Origin of the sequence: Maritimibacter alkaliphilus HTCC2654 (genome assembly GCF_000152805.1) — a bacterium.
Classification (GTDB): domain Bacteria; phylum Pseudomonadota; class Alphaproteobacteria; order Rhodobacterales; family Rhodobacteraceae; genus Maritimibacter; species Maritimibacter alkaliphilus.
The window spans coordinates 849,184-865,433 of sequence record NZ_CH902578.1 but is presented as its reverse complement, the minus strand read 5'-3'; the positions used below and the strand labels follow the sequence as shown (position 1 = coordinate 865,433).

Sequence of the window (16,250 nt, the reverse complement as noted above, 5' to 3'; positions counted from 1 at the left end):
CTATGCCCGGGGGCGGGGATTGGCAACGGGGCGTCTCAGCGGATCGGGACGAAGCCGGACCGCTCGCGGTGCCAGATGTAGATGCCCGAGGCCACGATGATGCCACCCCCGATCCATGTGGCGAGGTCGGGAACGTCGCCGAACGCGACATAGCCCCAGAAGGCGGCGACGAGCAGGGCGATGTAGGAAAACGGCGCGATGGCGCTGGCCTCAGCGTATCGTACCGACTGGATCATCAGGAATTGGCCCAATGCGCCGAGGATACCGATGGCGCACATGAGGCCGACCTGCCGCAGATCCGGGGTCTGCCAGTAGAACGGCACGACGATGGACGTGATGATCGCCCCGAGAAGGGCCGCGTACAGGAGCGATGTGCGCGGGTCTTCGTCATGGCCCACCTTGCGGGTGAGCAGGATGAACCCGGCGTAGCAGGAGGCCGAGATCAGCGGCAGAAGGGTCGCGGGCGAAAAGACGTCCGTGCCCGGCCGGATCACGATGAGCGCGCCGATCAGCGCCGCGCCGACCCCGAAGGCGCGTTTCACCCCGAAGGTCTCGCCCAGAAAGATCGCGCCGCCCACGGTGATGAGCACGGGGTTGATGTTCATGACCGCCGATGCCTCGGCCAGCCCGAGATAGGTGAGCGCGGTGAAAAACACGGCGGTCCCGATCAGAAGCAGCACGGACCGGGCGAATTGCAGGCCGGGATAGCGGGTGCGCACCACCTGACCCAGTTGCGGGAACAGCCAGACGACGACGATCACGGTCTGGCCCGCATAGCGCGCCCAGACCGCCTGTGCGACGTGCAGATCCTGCGTGAGCAGCTTTGCCATCAGCTCCATCGTCGACATGAAGAAGAAGGCGGCCATATAAAGCAGGATGCCCTTGCCGGGTTGGCTGGCGGGCTGCATCGCGGGTGTGACGGTCAAGGGAAGGGTCCGGTCGCAGTTTGGTCCCACCGGGCATAAGGCCGTTGTGGGGTCGCGTCCATCAATCTCGGGCATTGCTTACCGGCGGCATGGCACGCGGCGTTCCGGGTCAGTCGTCGTCGCCCGCCAGCAGCAGAACCTCGCCCGCCGCCTCCAGTTCCCGGATGGTCGAGACGATGGTGCCCATCGCCTCCTCCGCCTCCTTCGGTTTCACCTTGCCCACATTGGCGATCTCTTCGCGCAACTGATCCGCCATGCGTTTCGACATGGCGCCGAGGATGAATTCCGCCGCGGGTGCCAACGGGCCGCCCATCGCACCGGCGAGCGCGGTGATGAGAACGGCGGGGTCCACGTCGCGCGTGATCTTGGGCACGTCGCGCGCGTCGATCCGGTCGGGAATGTTGGCGAAGGTGAAGATCGCCTTGCGCACTTCTTCCGCAAATGCCTGATCCTCGGCATCCAGCCCTTCAAGCACATCGTCGCGGGTGGCGGCGGGCGAGAAGTTCAGGATCGCGCCGACCCGTTCGACCGGCCCGTCGCTGAACGCCTTGAGCGGCTGGGCGTCGAGTTGTTCGGCGATGGCGCGCCCGATCCGGTCGACCACGGCGGGTTCGACCGATCCGGTCAGCGATATGGCATAGGCTAGCTTGCGCGCGCGCGGGCCGGGCAGGCGGCCCAAAAGGTCGGCGGCGGTCGAGACCTTGAGTTTGGACAAAAGGACCGCGCCCACCTCGACGCTTTCCTCTTCGAGAACGGGGAGAAGGCGGGAGGGGTCCAGCCCGGCGATGGTTTCCCAAGGGTCGCCCGTGAAATTGAACCCCTTGGCCTTGCGGATGCGCGCGACGGTCGCGGGGCTAATCGTGCCGTCGAGCACGTTCAGCGCCCCTTCGAGCCCGCCGGGAAAAGACAGGCCGACGCTTTCGATTTCCTCGACGAATTCGTCGACCACCGACTTCAGCGTCACCCGGTCGATGAAGCGCATCGACGACATCTGCTGCGCCAGTTCGGTCTGCAATTCTTCCGGCAGGTCGGCGAGTTTCAGTTCGATCCCTTCGGCGAGCAGGAGCCGCACGATGACGGCCGCCTTCTGACGCTTGGTCAGGCGGCGCAGCGGCATGGGGTCCATGCCGAAATCCGAAAGGGCCATCTCCGTCGACACGTCTCACCTCTTCCCCGGTTCCCCGGAAACCATAGGGTCAAGGTGTTAACGGTTGGTTCCGCCGGATCAGTAGTTGGTGGTCACACCTGTGCGGATCGCCGTCTCAAGCGCCCGTGCGGGCCAGGAGCCTTCGCCGCCCCGCGCGCGGATTTCGACGAGCTGTGCATAGGCCTCGTCCACGCGACCTTCCACGACATAGCCCTGACCCATGTAGGACCGGGCGAGCAGGTTGTCGGGGTTGGCTTCGATGGCGGCGCGGTAGAACGCTTCGCCCCCCTCGAGATCGCCCGTGTTCCGCGCGACGAAACCGCGATAGGTCAGAACCCGGTCGTCGGACTGGTCGGACATGGCGGCCAGCACGTTCAGCGTGTCGGCATAGCGCCCGGCATAGGCCAGTTCGCGCACGGCCTCGTAAAGCGCATCATCGGTGAGCGAGCTTTCCTTGGGGGCGACGCACTGGCCGAGGTTCGCATCCCACACCATGCCTTCGGAACATTGGGTGGTGGTTTCGGTCGTGGTCGGCGTGCTGTCGTTGTCCGACCCGGCGGCGAAGGCCGCGGCGGGCAGGGCAAGGGCGGCCGCGAGGAATGTGGTACGCATGTCTAACTCCGAAAAAATAATCCCGTGACACGAGCCTAACATGCGCCGCGCGCAAGCCCGGTCACGATGGTGTCACAGGTCCGACTAGCTGGAAACGACGACGCAGGCCTTGGTTTCCGCGTCGTAGATCGTGCCTTCCTTGCAATTGGCATGGGCCTCTTCGCAGGACTGGCTTTCCTGCGCGATGGCGGCAAGGGGAAGAAAGGCGAGGATGACGGACGCGAGCAGGGTCTTGGCTTTCATGGCTGGACTCCGGGGTGGGGTGGACGCGAGGAAACACCGCGCAGCCATGCGGGCGACGCGGTGCGCAACAGGTGTTCGATCAGCCGGAAACGACTTCGACGCAGGCGCCCTTTTCGGCGTCCCAGGAATAGCCTTCCATGCAGGACGAGGCGGTTTCCTCATGGCCCGCGCACATGGCGAAGCCGGTGACGGGCAACAGGGCAAGGCAGGCGGCGGCGAAAAAGGTCTTGGCGTTCATGAATGATCTCCTGTTCGAGTGACAGGAGGGTATCACGGTTTTTCGCCGCCCGACTTCACGCGCCCGCGATCATGCGCCGAAGACGCGCTTGAAGATCGTGTCGACGTGCTTGGTGTGGTAATCCATGTCGAACTTGGCGCGGATACCGTCCTCGCCAAGTGCCGCCACGACCTCGTCATCGGCCAGCAGAAGCTCTTGGAAATCGAGGCGTTCTTCCCAGACCTTGAGCGCGTTGCGCTGAACCATGGAATAGGCGTCTTCGCGGCTGACACCTGCTTGGGTCAGCGCCAGAAGCACGCGCTGCGACATCACCAGACCCGGGAATTTGTTCATGTTTTCAAGCATGTTCTCGGGATAGATGATCATCTTGTCGACCACGCCCGCAAGACGGTTCAGCGCGAAGTCGAGCGTAACGGTGGCGTCCGGGCCGATCCCGCGTTCGACGGAGGAGTGCGAGATGTCGCGCTCATGCCAGAGCGCCACGTTCTCCATCGCCGGGATCACGGTCATCCGCACGAGGCGGGCAAGGCCCGTGAGGTTCTCGGTCAGGACCGGGTTTTTCTTGTGCGGCATGGCCGACGAGCCCTTTTGCCCCATCGAGAAGAACTCGGCCCCTTCCAGCACTTCGGTGCGCTGCATGTGGCGAATCTCGATCGCGACGTTCTCGATGGAACTGGCGATGACGCCTAGCGTGGCGAAGAACATGGCGTGACGGTCACGCGGGATCACCTGCGTCGAGATCGGTTCGGGGCTGAGGCCCAGCTTTTCGCAGACGTGTTCTTCCACCGCCGGGTCGATGTTGGCGAAGGTGCCGACCGCGCCGGAAATCGCGCCGGTGGCGACCTCGGCGCGCGCCGCTTTCAGACGGGCGAGGTTGCGGTCGAACTCGGCGTAGAAACGCGCGAAGGTCAGGCCCATCGTGGTCGGCTCGGCATGGATGCCGTGGCTGCGGCCGACGCGGACGGTCATCTTGTGCTCCATCGCGCGCTTTTTCAGGGCGGCGAGCACCTTTTCCACATCTGCGATCAGGATGTCGGCGGCACGCACGAGCTGGACGTTGAGGCAGGTGTCGAGCACGTCCGAGGACGTCATCCCCTGATGGACGAAGCGCGCCTCGTCCGACCCGACATGCTCGGCCAGATGGGTGAGGAACGCGATCACGTCATGTTTGGTGACCGCTTCGATCTCGTCGATCCGGGCCACGTCGAAGTCCACGTCCTTGGCCTTCCAGACCGCATCGGCGTTTTCGCGCGGGATCACGCCAAGGTCGGCTTGCGCGTCGCAGGCGTGGGCCTCGATCTCGTACCAGATCTTGAACTTGGTGGCCGGCTCCCAGATGTCGGTCATTTCTTTGCGGGCATAACGCGGGATCATGGGGCGGCCTTTCGGTTTGTGGGCGGGTCGCGCGCGTCATAGACTGACGTTCCGGAAGGGGCAAGGTGAGCATGGCAACGCTTTTCGACTTCGAGGGCCGCTGGCGCGTGGCGCGCCGGATCGACGACCGGATGGCGGGCAGGGCGGGCCGGTTCGAGGGCGTCGTGACCTTCGCGCCGGACGGCGTAGGGCTGACCTGCCGCGAAGTGGGCGAACTGACCTTCGAGGGCGGCACGCCGTTCGCCGCGACCCGCACCTACCTGTGGCGGCAGGGCGACGGGGGGGTCAAGGTCCACTTCGAGGACGGGCGCTTCTTTCACCGGATCGGACCCGATCAGGCCCCGGTCGCGCAGCATTGGTGCGACCCGGACGATTACCGCGTGGCCTATGACTTCACCCTCTGGCCCGACTGGCGCGCGACGTGGGAGGTCACCGGCCCGCAGAAGGATTATTCCATGGTCAGCGACTTCTTCCGGATCGCGCCCTGAGGCGGAGCCTTCAGGTCTTGAGATGGAGCCGGTTGCCCCGGTAACCGCCCCGGATGAGCCGACCCTTTTCGGTGACGAAGGGATAGCGGTCGGCCCAATCGCGGAACCGGTCGTTCGTCACGATCCGGGCGTTCATGTCGGCGGCCGCCCGCAGCAAATGACCGTCGGCCTGCGTGCCTTTCGGAACCACCATCACACGTTTCTCAGGCAAATTCAGATGCTTGGCGAAGGCGCGATCATGCGTGTAGCGCCCGAACAGCAGATAGCCTGCGTTGGCATCGAACATCACGCCGGGGCGAAACCCGTCCGCTTCGAGCCGCTTGATGACCTGCCGAACGGTGCGGATGTCCGGCGTCTCGCCGCGCCAATACATGACGTTCGATCCGTCGACCAATACGGCCGGGCGACGCGAACGGCGCACCCGCAGGACGAGTGCGCCGATGAGAAGTCCGAGGACGAAGACCCCAATGGCGAGGGGCGACATGGGCTTAGTAGCCGTCCGGCCCGCCGCCGCCCTGTTGCCACGGCTGCACGAGGTTGCCGAAGCGGGTGAAGCGGCCCTCGAAGCTCAGTTCGACCGTGCCGATGGGGCCGTGACGCTGCTTGCCGATGATGACCTCGGCCTTGCCGTGCAGACGCTCCATCCGTTCCTGCCAGGCCGCCATTTCGTCGAGCCGGTCGTCGGAGGGCTTTTCGCGCTCGGCATAGTATTCTTCGCGGAACACGAACATGACGACGTCGGCGTCCTGCTCGATCGAGCCGGATTCGCGCAGGTCCGAAAGCTGCGGGCGCTTGTCGTCGCGGCTTTCCACCTGACGCGACAACTGCGACAGCGCGATGACCGGGATGTTGAGTTCCTTGGCGATCGCCTTCAGCCCCATCGAAATCTCGGCGATTTCGTTCACCCGGTTCTCGGCGGTGCCGCGCACGAGCTGGAGGTAGTCGACCATCAGCACGTCGAGCCCATGCTCGCGCTTCAAGCGCCGCGCACGGGCGGCCAACTGAGCGATGGGGAGCGCGGGCGTGTCGTCGATGTAAAGCGGGCAGCTTTCCAGCGCCTTGGCGGCATCGACGAAGCGCCGGAACTCGGCCTCGGTCATGTCGCCGCGCCGGATCTGCTCGGACGGGACTTCGGAGGCCTCGGACAGGATACGGGCAGCGAGCTGCTCGGCGCTCATTTCGAGGGAGTAGAAGCCGACGACTCCGCCGGAAATCGCGCCTTCGGAGCCGTCGGGCTTCTTGCCCTTCTTATAGGCCTTGGCGATGTTGAACGCGATGTTGGTGGCGAGCGAGGTTTTCCCCATCGACGGACGACCGGCGAGGATCAGAAGGTCCGAGGGGTGCAGCCCGCCCAGCTTCTTGTCCATGTCGGTGAGGCCCGTCGAGATACCCGCAAGGCCCCCGTCGCGCTGATAGGCGGCGTTGGCGACCTGCACCGCATCGGTGACGGCGGACAGGAAGCTTACGAAACCGGATGAGGTCTTGCCGGTCTCGGCCAGCTTATAAAGCGACTGTTCGGCGGCGACGATCTGCTCGCCCGGCTCGTTGTCCTTCTCGAACCGCACCGCCCGCGCGGCGATGTCGGCGCCGAGGCGGATCAACTCGCGGCGCTGGTGCATTTCGTAGATCAGCTGCGCATAGTCGCGCGCGGCGAAGGACGAGATCGCGGCACCGGCGAGGCGCGCGAGATAGGCGGGGCCGCCCAGTTCCTTGAGCCCCTCGTCATCCTCCATGAACGCCTTGATCGTCACCGGCGAGGCAAGCGCGTTCTTCGAGATGCGCTGTTCGGCGATGTCGTAGATGCGCCGATGCACGGGTTCGTAGAAGTGCTCGGGCCGCACGATCTGCGCCACGCGGTCATAGACCTCGTTGTTCGTCAGAATCGCGCCGAGAAGCTGCTGTTCGGCCTCGATATTATGCGGGACGCTGTCCGTCGCGTCGTCTTTTCCGTCCGCCGGCTCGCCCGGCCGGAACGGTGACACCTGATTCATGATTTCCCCCAAAAGCGTTCAGTGGGAATAGCTTAAGAGCGGTTCTTGAGGCTAGGCCTTAAGAAGTCTGCGGATAACCCTGTGCATATCCGCGACCACCTGCCAAATCGCCCAACCGCATACCGCCCAGTGTAGCACGCCGCGCCGCGATATCTATATCTTGTTTCACGGTAAGCGGACGAACACGGAGTCGTCCACAAGCCCGACGAAACGATCCACAGTTCTATCCCCGCTTATTTTTCTCCTGCCAGTCGCGCGGCGCGTTCAGGAAGGCTTCGACCTCGGTCAGCGTCTCGGGCGCGAAGCTGCCGGAGGATTTCGCCTCGGCCAGAACGTCCCACCACGTGCAGAGGTGGTGGAGCTGAACGCCGTGATCGCCCAGCGTCTTTTCGGTCTCGGGGAAGATGCCGTAGTAGAAGATCACCGCCGTATGGCCGCAGGTCGCCCCGGTTTCGCGGATCGCGTCGACGAAGGACAGCTTCGAGCCGCCGTCGGTGGTGAGGTCTTCGACCAGCAGCACCCGCTCGCCCTCGCTCATCGCGCCTTCGATCCGGGCGTTCTTGCCGTAGCCTTTTGGCTTTTTGCGCACATAGGTCATCGGCAGGGCGAGGCGTTCGGCCACCAGCGCGGCGAAGGGGATGCCCGCGGTCTCACCGCCCGCGATGTTGTCGAAGGCCTCGAAGCCTGCATCGCGCATCACCGTGACGGCGAGAAAATCCATCAGCGTCGAGCGGATGCGGGGGTAGGAGATCAGCTTGCGGCAGTCGATATAGGTCGGGCTGGGCAGCCCGGAGGCGAGGATGAACGGATCCTCGGGGCGGAAGTTCACCGCGCCGATTTCCAGCAGCATCCGGGCGGTCAGGCGGGCGATTTCGGCCTTGTCGGGAAACGAGGTGGGGATCATCGGATGCTCCTGTTATGCCACGGACCAATGCAGCGGCCGGCCCGGATCGAACACCGTCACGGTGTCGGGGCCAGCGGTGATTTTGGTCGGAAGATCAAGGGGATCGCCCTTGGTGAGGGTCAGCGTATCGTCCGACACAGGCAGGCCGTAGAAGGCCGGGCCGTTGAGCGAGACGAAGGCTTCGAAACGATTGAGCGCGCCATGAGCTTCGAATACTTCGGCGATGCAGGACAGCGCGATCGGCGCGGTGAAGGCGCCCGCCGCGCAGCACTCGGCCTCTTTCTTGTGTGTCGGATGCGGGGCGCTGTCGGTGCCGAGGAAGGTGCGGGAAAAGCCGGAGGTGGCGAGTTTCACCAGCGCCTCGCGGTGGTCGCGGCGTTTGAGGATCGGCAGGCAGTAGTAATGCGGGCGCATCCCGCCCACCAGCATGTCGTTGCGGTCGAGCATGAGGTGCTGGACGGTGATCGTGGCCGCCAAGCTGTCGTCACCCGCCTGCACATATTGCGCGGCCTGCGCGGTCGTTATGTGCTCCATCACCACCTTGAGGCCGGGGGTGGCGCGGCGGATCGGGTCGAGCACGCGGTCGATGAACACCGCTTCGCGGTCGAAAATGTCGATCTCGGCGTCGGTGACTTCGCCGTGGACGCAAAGCGGCAGGCCGATCTCGGCCATCACGTCCAGCACGCCGCGCACCTTGTCGAAATCACGCACGCCCGAGGCGGAGTTGGTGGTCGCGCCAGCGGGATAAAGCTTGACCGCCGTGACGAGGCCCGAGGCGGCGGCGCGGCGCACGTCTTCGGCATCGGTGTCTTCGGTCATGTAAAGCGTCATGAGCGGCTCGAAGGTCATGCCTGCGGGCAAGGCGGCCATGATCCGGGTGCGGTAAGCGGCGGCATCGTCGCCGGTCACGACGGGGGGCACGAGGTTGGGCATCACGATGGCGCGGCCGAAATGGCGGGCGGTTTCGGGCAGGACGGCTGCGAGCATCGCGCCGTCGCGCAGGTGCAGGTGCCAGTCGTCGGGGCGGCGGATCGTGAGGCTCTGGGTCATGCGGGGGGGATTAGCCTGTCGGCGCTGGCTTCGCCAGAGGTTTTACGCCCTGCTGCGCAGGTCGCGGCGGGCGCGGCTTCGCCGCGCTGTGGGGTGCGGACCTCGGGCGGTGGTGCGGGGTGGCGGGGACGGAAAGGGGGCTGTCTGCCCCCTTGGACGCGTTTGCGGGGCAAACACGTCCGACCCCCGAAGGTTTTTGGAAACAGAGAAGATCAGGCGGTGTTGGTGGTCCGCTGGGCGTCGCGCTGGCCGTAGGTGATGAGGAAACGCGCGGCCTCCATCGAAAGCGGGCGGGCCGGGGGGCTCATCATCAGGCGGCCCATGAGGGCGCGGTTCGGTTCTTCGAGCATGAGGGCGTCGAACCGTTGGCGCCGCCAGAGCACAGCCTCGGCGTGAAACTCGGCCAGTCGCGCGTCGCCCATGAGGCGGTCGAGCCACGGGTCGCGCAGGGCGTCGGACTGGCGGATCGAGGTGTCGTCTTCGGAGACCCAGTTGCGCTCAGTCCAGTAGTCGAGGCCGAGCGCGTCGCCCTCATGGACCGCGCGGCCCCGGTCGCGTTTGAGGATGTAGCTTTCCATCGCGCCCAATGGGTAGTGGTTCAGTTGGACGAGGCCGTAGTTCGGGCGGCCATAGGGCGAGAAGATCGGACCCTTGCGAAAGCGCGGGCCCAGGTCGCGGCCCTCGCCGTCGAACCAGCGCGCGTCATCGGCCTTGGGGCCGGGGGCGCGGGGGCGGTGGACGCCGAGTTTGGCGTAGGCGCCGTCGTTGCGATAGAGCGTCTTGAACATGCTCGCGCGCCATGGCCAGTACATGATTTCGGGGGCGGCGCGGGTGAATTGTGCCGTCACTGGCAAATCCTCGAACCGCACGACGCCGCCATTGCCGAAAAGCCGCCAGGTGAGGGTGATCGCGTCGGCATCCGGGAGGGCGGCGAGGAGGGCGGCGAGCCTGTGGTCGCCGGTGTGGATGTTGACGAATTCATCCACGTCCAGCGCGCAGAGCCAGTCGGCGCCGGTGACGGCGGGGTGTTTGTCGGCGAGTTTCAGCGCGGCGAACTGGATGCCGCCTTCGTGCGGGCCGTCGTTGCGCACATGGTGGACGGGGGCGACCTCGGCCAGCCGGTCGAGCATTGTGTCGGTGCCGTCTTCGCAGTCGTTGGACAGCACCACGAGGTCGGTGAACCCGATGCCCAGATGATGCGCGACCCATTCGATCAGGAACGCGGCTTCGTTTCGGACCGTCAGGACGGCGGTGAAGCGCATCAGAAATCTTTCTTGAAGACCAGAACCTTGGCGACCGAGGCTTTCGGGAAATAGGTCAGCCCGTTGCGGTGCATCGCGTCGAACACGGCGCGCACGCCCGTTTCCCCGATCCACTGCGGATGCACCTCGATGATGGCGAGACGGATGCCGGAGAGCGTCGCCTTGTCGAACAGGTCCGCTTCGGCGCCTTCGATGTCGCAGACCAGAACGGTGGGCTTCAGATCCTTCCACACCGTGTTGATGTTCAGCACCTCGATGTCGTGCTCGGCCACCACCGGCACGTCGAGTTTCGCCGGGTTCGCCTCAAGCGATGAGGTCAGAAGGTTCTCGCGCTGGTAGAATGTGGCCTTGCCCTTTTTCGGGCCGACGATGGCGTTAACGACGGTCGCGTTCGTGATCCCGTTCAGCGCGTGGACGTCGCGCATATAGGCGACGGCATCCGGGTTCGGCTCGAACACGTGGACGTGGCTTGCCTTGCAGTTGCGGGCCATGACCGAGGACATGAAGCCGATGCCGCCGCCCAGTTCCAGCACAACGTCGTCGGCAGTGACCTGACTGCGGGCGGCATCCGCTTCGGTGCGCTCGTAATTGTTGCGCCTCAGCGCACGGCGCAGGCGGGGGGCGAGGATTTCGGGGCGGTCGGGAAACCTCAGGCCCCGGCAACGGATCATGTCCTCGCCGCCGTCCTCCGCCTCTGGCATCGGTGTCTTGGGTTTGACCTTCATCTGAAAGGCCCGGTCCTGTGCAAGCGCCATGTGACTGCTCCTGATCTGACTGCGGACTCTCCCGCTTTCGTCGGCTGGTGCTCTTGCGGCACCTCAGCTTTCCATATCCAGAGCGAGGGCGAAGGCCACACGCTCCATCTCGGTGAGTTTGGTTTCGAGGGCCTGCGCGTAAAGCTCCTGAAACTCCGGCGTCTCGTGCAATTCGTCGGCCTTGGCGCGGTGCCAGGCATATCCTTCGTCATGTATGCGCCTGAGCGTGGGGTCGGCCAGAAGCCGCTCCATCTCGGCCCGGACACGCGGCACGTTGCGCTTGATCGTGACATCCCGGTTGCCGCCCCAGTCCATCCGCACCCAGTAGTTGATGCCGATGGAGCGGTCGACGTGCAGCGCGCGCCCGCGCTGGCGTTTGATGAGGAAGCTTTCGGCGGATCTGAGCGCGTAGTGATTGAGCTGCAAAAGATCGTAGCCGATGGTCTTGAGGTCCGAGCGCCAGCCGTTGTCCTTGTACTTGTCTGTCATCACCTGACCGGAGCCGTTCACCCACTGCACCCGGTCGCGCAGGGTTTCGTCCAGCTTGTTGGGGCGGTGGCAGGAAAACTTCTCATAAGCCCCGATGTTCTTGGTCATCGTCTTGAATCCCCAGGCCGTGTGGGGCTTGGGGCAGTATTTCGGGGCGGCGTCGTCGAACTGTTCGATCACCAGATCGCGGTTCAATTCGGTCACGCCGTTGTGGCCAAACAGCCGCCAGGTCATCGCGACGTTGGTGGCGTCGGGGACGCGTTCGAAGAAATCCTCCAGCCGCCCGTTGCCGCAGCGGATGTTGATGAACTCGTCCACGTCGATGTGGATCACCCAGTCGGCGTTCTTGATGACCGGTTCCTTGAGCGATTTGTTCAGCGCGTATTGCTGGGGGGAGTTGCCCTTCCACTCGGTATTGTCGCGGTGCTGGAGCACGCCCATTTCCTGCAACCGGTCGAGAAGCGCGTCGGTCCCGTCGGTGCAGTCGTTCGTGTAGATCAGGAAGTTGTCGACGCCGATCATACGGTGATAGGCGACCCATTCGAGGATATAGGGCGCTTCGTTCTTCATGCAGCCGACGATGACGTTGCCGGAGCGGCCTTCGGGCAGGGTGCGGGGGGCGACCTCGGTGAAGGCCGCCGCGATTTCTTCTTCGTTCACGCGGCCGAGTCGGTTGTGCGGGGCAAAGCGGCCCGTGCGCAGGTGGTGGAAATTCTCCTTGGCGCGGGGCGACATGAGTTTCTCGGCGGTGGCCGACAGCTTGTCGGGCTGCGACATCTCGGTGCCGTTGATGTGGGCCTTCTGCGCTTCCTGCTGGCGGCGGCGCAACTCGGCCGTCACCATGTCGATCCGGGGCAGCGCAGCGGCGGCATATTGGGTCGCGCGAAAGCCATGCGTGACCTCGGCCTCGCTCCAGGGTTCGTCGGGCATCTCCGGGCGAAGGGCCGCTTCGATTTCCGGCCGGGCTTCTGCCAGCGCGGCATTGGCCGGCGCGAAATGTTCGGACAGCGCGGTGAGCGCGCCGGCGCCGATCGGTGACCCGTCGATCGACACCTCTTCCATGAACCGGGATTGAAGTTGGCGCGGGATGATCCGCCCCTGTGCCATCAGCTTCTCAAAGACGAGGTTCAAAGCGCGCCCTCTGGCGATGGTTTCGGCCGAGGGCCGTGGCGGCACCGGGGCCGGGTCCGCCTTGCCCAGCGGCAGGTCGACGCCGATCATGGCCGCGAGTTCTTCGGTCACGCGGTCCGAGGCGAAGAGCTCTTCGTCATAGGGACGCAGCCGCATCCGGCCGGGGCCGAAAACACCCTGCCAATGCGCCGTGAGCGCGGGCAGGTCGAGCCAGTGGGGCGCCGCCTGCACCTCGGGAAAGCCGTTCTGCATCGGGTCGATCCTGCCCCAATCGGCCAGCGCGGCCTTGCGCCAGTCGGAAGTGCCGATCAGGCCCAGTTCCTGACCCAGATCCGCGCGCCGCCCGTCCAGCACCGCAGCCTCGTAGTGGCGCACGAGCATTCGGGCCTGTTCGTCCACATGGGCGACCACCTCGATCTCGTCCGATAGCGGGGCGAGCAGGGCGCGCAGACGGCGCAATTCGCCTGCATTGGGCAGGGTCGACAGTTGCAGTGCGGACAGGACCAGCACATCCGGCGCAGCCCGCTTCACCTCGGCGGCGAGGTCTTCGGCCACGCGATCGCGCAGCGCCTCCTGCGTTCTGGACGAGGCAAAGCCACGGGCAAAGCGCAGCGGGTCGATATGGCCGGGGTCGCTGACGGCCATGTAAAGCTTGGTGTGGTTGAGCCGCCCGAGACCGGAATAGAGCACCCCCGCCTTGGCGAGCGCGCCGCGCTTGTCGTCGAGCACCGACTGAAGCCGGTCCGCGCCGCAGACCGGCAGGCCGATATGAAGGACGATCCTCATGACACGCCATCCTCGGATTCGAGGTCGCTGTCTTCGTCGTCCTCGTCGCGCGGCTTGTGGTTTTCGTTCTCGTTCGCCTTGCCCCACCACGGCAGATCGACGCCGGTGAACCGGGCGATCTTGTCGGCGGCCTCGGGGTCTTCGATGTCGAACTCCAGAAAATCGTCGGCCCCGTCGAAGACATGGCGGCAGAACTTGATGTGGCTCTCGATCCAGCGTTCGATCTCGCCGGGATTCTGACCGTGGAACTGCGGCAGGCCCGGCACATGGTTCGCGGGCAGCCGGGTCTTGCCGAGGTTCGACCAGCGCCGGATGCTGTCGGCATGTTTCTCGGGGTCGCGGGCCGAGAGCAGGAACCTCGCGCCGGGATGATGCGCGCGGATGCCGGAGATGATCGCCCAGTCGGTCTGGGGCCAGAAGTTCCGGCCCCGGCGGACCACGGAAATCTCGGTATAGGCGTCGAAATCGGGCATGGCGGACAACGGATCGCCGGTCTCGAAATAGCCCAGATACATGAGCCGACCGACGAACCCCATCTTGTCGCCCTTTTCGTCCCGCGCCATCCAATCGGCAACGCGCAACCCAGCCTCGGCAAAGGCGGTGGCGAGCGTCGTCGTGCCCGACTTGGGCAGCCCGAGGTTGATGATCTTGGGCACACTCACGCGATCAGCTCCATCAACGCGATTTCGGCGGGGCTTTCCTGCGGGGCCGCCAGCAGACGCGCGCGCAGATCCTGATAGCCGGGTTGCGCGATCAGCTTGTCGCGCTTGGCCCGGTGCGCGGCGCAGGCGGCGGCGTGCAGATCGGCGATCTCGGGGTCTGACATCAGCGCGGCCATCTCGGCCCTGAGGCGCGGCAGATAGCGCAGGATCGAGCGTTCCTCCCACGCCGCATCGTTGCGTTCGCGCCAGTAGCTGTCGTCGAACTCCCGGTTTTCCCGGTTCACGTCGCCCCGGTCGTTCTTGACGAGGTAACTGTCCAGCGAGCGAAGCGCATAGTGATTGAGCGTCGCGAACGCCCGCGCGCCTTTTGCCGGAAACTTGCGTTTGCGGTTCTTGTTGGCCGCGGTGCGGAACTTCCACGGCACGTCGCGGCCCGATCCATCGGTCCAGCCCGGTCGCGTCGCCTTCGTGATCCCGCCCTTCATAAAGGGACGGTGCGCGCCGAAGTACTGCACCGGAAAATCGTGGCGCGTCAGGGTCTTGACCTCTTGCGCCAGCTCGTCGCACCAGATGTCGGGGTTGTGGGTATAGGTGAACTGTTCGATCACCGGGCGATCCTCATAGGTCTCGATCCCGCCGTTCGCCATGAACTGAAACGTCACCGAAATCGCATGGGGGTCGCCGCAGGCCTCGATCAATTCCGGGATGGTCCCGTCGCCCACGTGGATGTTCAGAAACTCGTCCACATCCGCGATCCAGGTCCAGTCGGCCCCGGTCACGACGGGCTGGCGTGCGGCGTGTTTCAGGGCTTCCATCTGGTAATTGCGCCCTTGGGCGGGGTTGGGCAGATGCTCCACGATCCCGCGCGCGGCCAGCGCATCCAGCATCGCATCGGTCCCGTCGTCGCAATCGTTCGAGTAGAACAGGTGATCCGTCACCCCGATCACGCGGTTGAAGGCGATCCATTCGATCAGGAACGGACCTTCGTTCTTCACGCAGGTGACGGCGGTGATCCGCATCACCGCGCCTCCGACCGGATTTCGGGAAGCTGTGCCATCTGTCCGCCTGCTCGCTCGTGCCGGATTGATCCGGTCTGCCCCGCGTTGTCGTTGCCCGTAGTATGCGCAAACTGCGCCAAAATCGTCAACTTTTTCACAAGACGGTCCATTCGGGCGTCGCGAATCCGTGACAGCGCCTACGACCAATTGACGAGGGCAGGGGGCGTGCCGCCCTTGACCCTTTCGTGCGAGACATATTCCATGAGCCGAGTTTGAGGAGGAGCGGATGACGCAGGTACCCGAGGATATCGACGGGGTCGAAGAGATGCTGTCGGGCGAGAACTACGTGGTGGGCCGGGCGCTCGCCACCGTGACCTTTCTCGCCCTCAAGCTGGGGCGCCCGCTCTTTCTCGAAGGCGAGGCGGGGGTGGGCAAGACGGAACTTGCCAAGGCGCTGGCCGCCGCTCTGGGCCGCCGCCTGATCCGGCTTCAGTGCTACGAAGGCCTCGACGCCGCCTCTGCGGTCTACGAATGGAACTTCCCGGCCCAGATGGTCGCGATCCGCACCGCCGAAGTGACCGAAGGCACCGACCGCGAGGCGCTGACGGACGAGCTGTTTTCCGACCGCTACCTGATCCGCCGCCCGCTGCTCGAAGCCATGTCGCCCCAACCCGGCGGCGCACCGGTGCTGCTGATCGACGAGCTCGACCGCACCGACGAGCCGTTCGAGGCGTTCCTGTTGGAAGCCCTCAGCGATTTTCAGGTGACGATCCCCGAACTCGGCACGATCAAGGCGCCCGAACCGCCCATCGTGATCCTGACCTCCAACCGCACGCGCGAGGTGCATGACGCGCTCAAGCGCCGCTGCCTCTATCACTGGGTCGACTACCCGTCCTTCGACCGGGAAATGGAAATCCTCACCGCCCGCGCCCCCGAAGCCTCCGAGCGCCTGTCGCGCGAGATCATCGCCTTCGTCCAGCGCCTGCGCACGGAAGACCTGTTCAAGAAACCGGGGGTGGCCGAGACGATCGACTGGGCCAAATGCCTGCTCGCCCTCGATGTCATCGACCTCTCGCCCGCCGTCATCGCCGACACGCTCGGCGCGATCCTGAAATACCAGGACGACATCCAACGCCTCGCAGGCTCCGAGGCCACGCGCCTGCTCGAAGAATCCCGTCAGGCCCTCGAGACCGC

At 65.1% G+C, this 16,250-nt stretch carries 17 protein-coding genes; 2 read left to right on the top strand and 15 right to left on the bottom strand.

From position 1 onward, the window contains the following. Positions 1-35: 35 nt before the first annotated feature. The 6 genes from RB2654_RS05355 to purB form a co-directional block, all read right to left on the bottom strand. Positions 36-926 carry a DMT family transporter gene (locus RB2654_RS05355; RefSeq protein ID WP_246146592.1) on the bottom strand — a complete coding sequence of 297 codons (891 nt, stop codon included), beginning with the start codon at positions 924-926 and terminating at the stop codon, positions 36-38. Positions 927-1,035: 109 nt separating this feature from the next. Beyond that, the gene (locus RB2654_RS05350; protein ID WP_235889158.1) at positions 1,036-2,085 is read right to left on the bottom strand and encodes a flagellar motor switch protein FliG; all 1,050 of its coding nucleotides are present in this window, start codon (positions 2,083-2,085) and stop codon (positions 1,036-1,038) included. Between the two features lie 66 nt (positions 2,086-2,151). Further along, entirely contained in the window at positions 2,152-2,685 is a 534-nt protein-coding gene (locus RB2654_RS05345; RefSeq protein ID WP_008329317.1) for a tetratricopeptide repeat protein, read from the bottom strand. 84 nt (positions 2,686-2,769) lie between these two features. Beyond that, entirely contained in the window at positions 2,770-2,928 is a 159-nt protein-coding gene (locus tag RB2654_RS23340; protein ID WP_008329315.1) for a hypothetical protein, read from the bottom strand. Positions 2,929-3,007: 79 nt separating this feature from the next. Then, a complete protein-coding gene (locus RB2654_RS23185) occupies positions 3,008-3,166 on the bottom strand; it encodes a hypothetical protein (RefSeq protein ID WP_008329314.1) in 159 nt (52 codons plus the stop codon). A gap of 69 nt (positions 3,167-3,235) precedes the next feature. Next, positions 3,236-4,540, bottom strand: a complete 1,305-nt coding sequence (gene purB, locus RB2654_RS05340) for an adenylosuccinate lyase (RefSeq protein ID WP_008329313.1) — start codon at positions 4,538-4,540, stop codon at positions 3,236-3,238. A gap of 71 nt (positions 4,541-4,611) precedes the next feature. Between purB and RB2654_RS05335 the strand changes: the two genes are divergently transcribed. Then, on the top strand, positions 4,612-5,028 hold the full coding sequence (locus tag RB2654_RS05335) for a DUF6314 family protein (protein ID WP_008329312.1): 417 nt from the start codon (positions 4,612-4,614) through the stop codon (positions 5,026-5,028). Between the two features lie 10 nt (positions 5,029-5,038). Here RB2654_RS05335 and RB2654_RS05330 read toward each other — a convergent pair whose 3' ends face one another. The 9 genes from RB2654_RS05330 to RB2654_RS05290 form a co-directional block, all read right to left on the bottom strand. After that, entirely contained in the window at positions 5,039-5,512 is a 474-nt protein-coding gene (locus RB2654_RS05330) for an NYN domain-containing protein (protein WP_008329311.1), read from the bottom strand. A 4-nt stretch (positions 5,513-5,516) separates the two neighbouring features. Next, positions 5,517-7,019, bottom strand: a complete 1,503-nt coding sequence (locus RB2654_RS05325; protein ID WP_008329304.1) for a replicative DNA helicase — start codon at positions 7,017-7,019, stop codon at positions 5,517-5,519. A gap of 223 nt (positions 7,020-7,242) precedes the next feature. Continuing rightward, positions 7,243-7,923 (bottom strand): orotate phosphoribosyltransferase, encoded by a 681-nt coding sequence (locus RB2654_RS05320; protein ID WP_008329303.1) that lies wholly within the window; start codon positions 7,921-7,923, stop codon positions 7,243-7,245. Between the two features lie 12 nt (positions 7,924-7,935). Continuing rightward, complete coding sequence (gene pyrC, locus RB2654_RS05315; protein ID WP_008329302.1) at positions 7,936-8,973, bottom strand: dihydroorotase; 1,038 nt, start codon at positions 8,971-8,973, stop codon at positions 7,936-7,938. 212 nt (positions 8,974-9,185) lie between these two features. Further along, positions 9,186-10,235 (bottom strand): glycosyltransferase family 2 protein, encoded by a 1,050-nt coding sequence (locus RB2654_RS05310; protein ID WP_008329301.1) that lies wholly within the window; start codon positions 10,233-10,235, stop codon positions 9,186-9,188. Then, complete coding sequence (locus tag RB2654_RS05305) at positions 10,235-10,990, bottom strand: FkbM family methyltransferase (protein ID WP_008329300.1); 756 nt, start codon at positions 10,988-10,990, stop codon at positions 10,235-10,237. The genes RB2654_RS05310 and RB2654_RS05305 overlap by 1 nt, the downstream gene beginning before the upstream one ends. Before the next feature lie 63 nt (positions 10,991-11,053). After that, the gene (locus RB2654_RS05300) at positions 11,054-13,396 is read right to left on the bottom strand and encodes a glycosyltransferase family 2 protein (RefSeq protein WP_008329298.1); all 2,343 of its coding nucleotides are present in this window, start codon (positions 13,394-13,396) and stop codon (positions 11,054-11,056) included. Then, positions 13,393-14,058 carry a sulfotransferase gene (locus RB2654_RS05295; RefSeq protein WP_008329295.1) on the bottom strand — a complete coding sequence of 222 codons (666 nt, stop codon included), beginning with the start codon at positions 14,056-14,058 and terminating at the stop codon, positions 13,393-13,395. Before RB2654_RS05295 ends, RB2654_RS05300 begins: the two co-directional genes overlap by 4 nt. After that, entirely contained in the window at positions 14,055-15,077 is a 1,023-nt protein-coding gene (locus RB2654_RS05290; protein ID WP_008329294.1) for a glycosyltransferase family 2 protein, read from the bottom strand. The genes RB2654_RS05295 and RB2654_RS05290 overlap by 4 nt, the downstream gene beginning before the upstream one ends. A 265-nt stretch (positions 15,078-15,342) precedes the next feature. Here RB2654_RS05290 and RB2654_RS05285 point away from each other — a divergent pair. After that, a partial coding sequence (locus RB2654_RS05285; protein ID WP_008329292.1) for an AAA family ATPase occupies positions 15,343-16,250 on the top strand: 908 nt, incomplete at its 3' end.

What these genes read in the sequence shown, in the direction of transcription:
- RB2654_RS05345 (WP_008329317.1), bottom strand. Translation starts at nt 2,685, where the DNA reads ATGCGTACCACATTCCTCGCGGCCGCCCTTGCCCTGCCCGCCGCGGCC.
- RB2654_RS23340 (WP_008329315.1), bottom strand. Translation starts at nt 2,928, where the DNA reads ATGAAAGCCAAGACCCTGCTCGCGTCCGTCATCCTCGCCTTTCTTCCC.
- RB2654_RS23185 (WP_008329314.1), bottom strand. Translation starts at nt 3,166, where the DNA reads ATGAACGCCAAGACCTTTTTCGCCGCCGCCTGCCTTGCCCTGTTGCCC.
- purB (WP_008329313.1), bottom strand. Translation starts at nt 4,540, where the DNA reads ATGATCCCGCGTTATGCCCGCAAAGAAATGACCGACATCTGGGAGCCG.
- RB2654_RS05335 (WP_008329312.1), top strand. Translation starts at nt 4,612, where the DNA reads ATGGCAACGCTTTTCGACTTCGAGGGCCGCTGGCGCGTGGCGCGCCGG.
- RB2654_RS05330 (WP_008329311.1), bottom strand. Translation starts at nt 5,512, where the DNA reads ATGTCGCCCCTCGCCATTGGGGTCTTCGTCCTCGGACTTCTCATCGGC.
- RB2654_RS05325 (WP_008329304.1), bottom strand. Translation starts at nt 7,019, where the DNA reads ATGAATCAGGTGTCACCGTTCCGGCCGGGCGAGCCGGCGGACGGAAAA.
- RB2654_RS05320 (WP_008329303.1), bottom strand. Translation starts at nt 7,923, where the DNA reads ATGATCCCCACCTCGTTTCCCGACAAGGCCGAAATCGCCCGCCTGACC.
- pyrC (WP_008329302.1), bottom strand. Translation starts at nt 8,973, where the DNA reads ATGACCCAGAGCCTCACGATCCGCCGCCCCGACGACTGGCACCTGCAC.
- RB2654_RS05310 (WP_008329301.1), bottom strand. Translation starts at nt 10,235, where the DNA reads ATGCGCTTCACCGCCGTCCTGACGGTCCGAAACGAAGCCGCGTTCCTG.
- RB2654_RS05305 (WP_008329300.1), bottom strand. Translation starts at nt 10,990, where the DNA reads ATGGCGCTTGCACAGGACCGGGCCTTTCAGATGAAGGTCAAACCCAAG.
- RB2654_RS05300 (WP_008329298.1), bottom strand. Translation starts at nt 13,396, where the DNA reads ATGAGGATCGTCCTTCATATCGGCCTGCCGGTCTGCGGCGCGGACCGG.
- RB2654_RS05290 (WP_008329294.1), bottom strand. Translation starts at nt 15,077, where the DNA reads ATGCGGATCACCGCCGTCACCTGCGTGAAGAACGAAGGTCCGTTCCTG.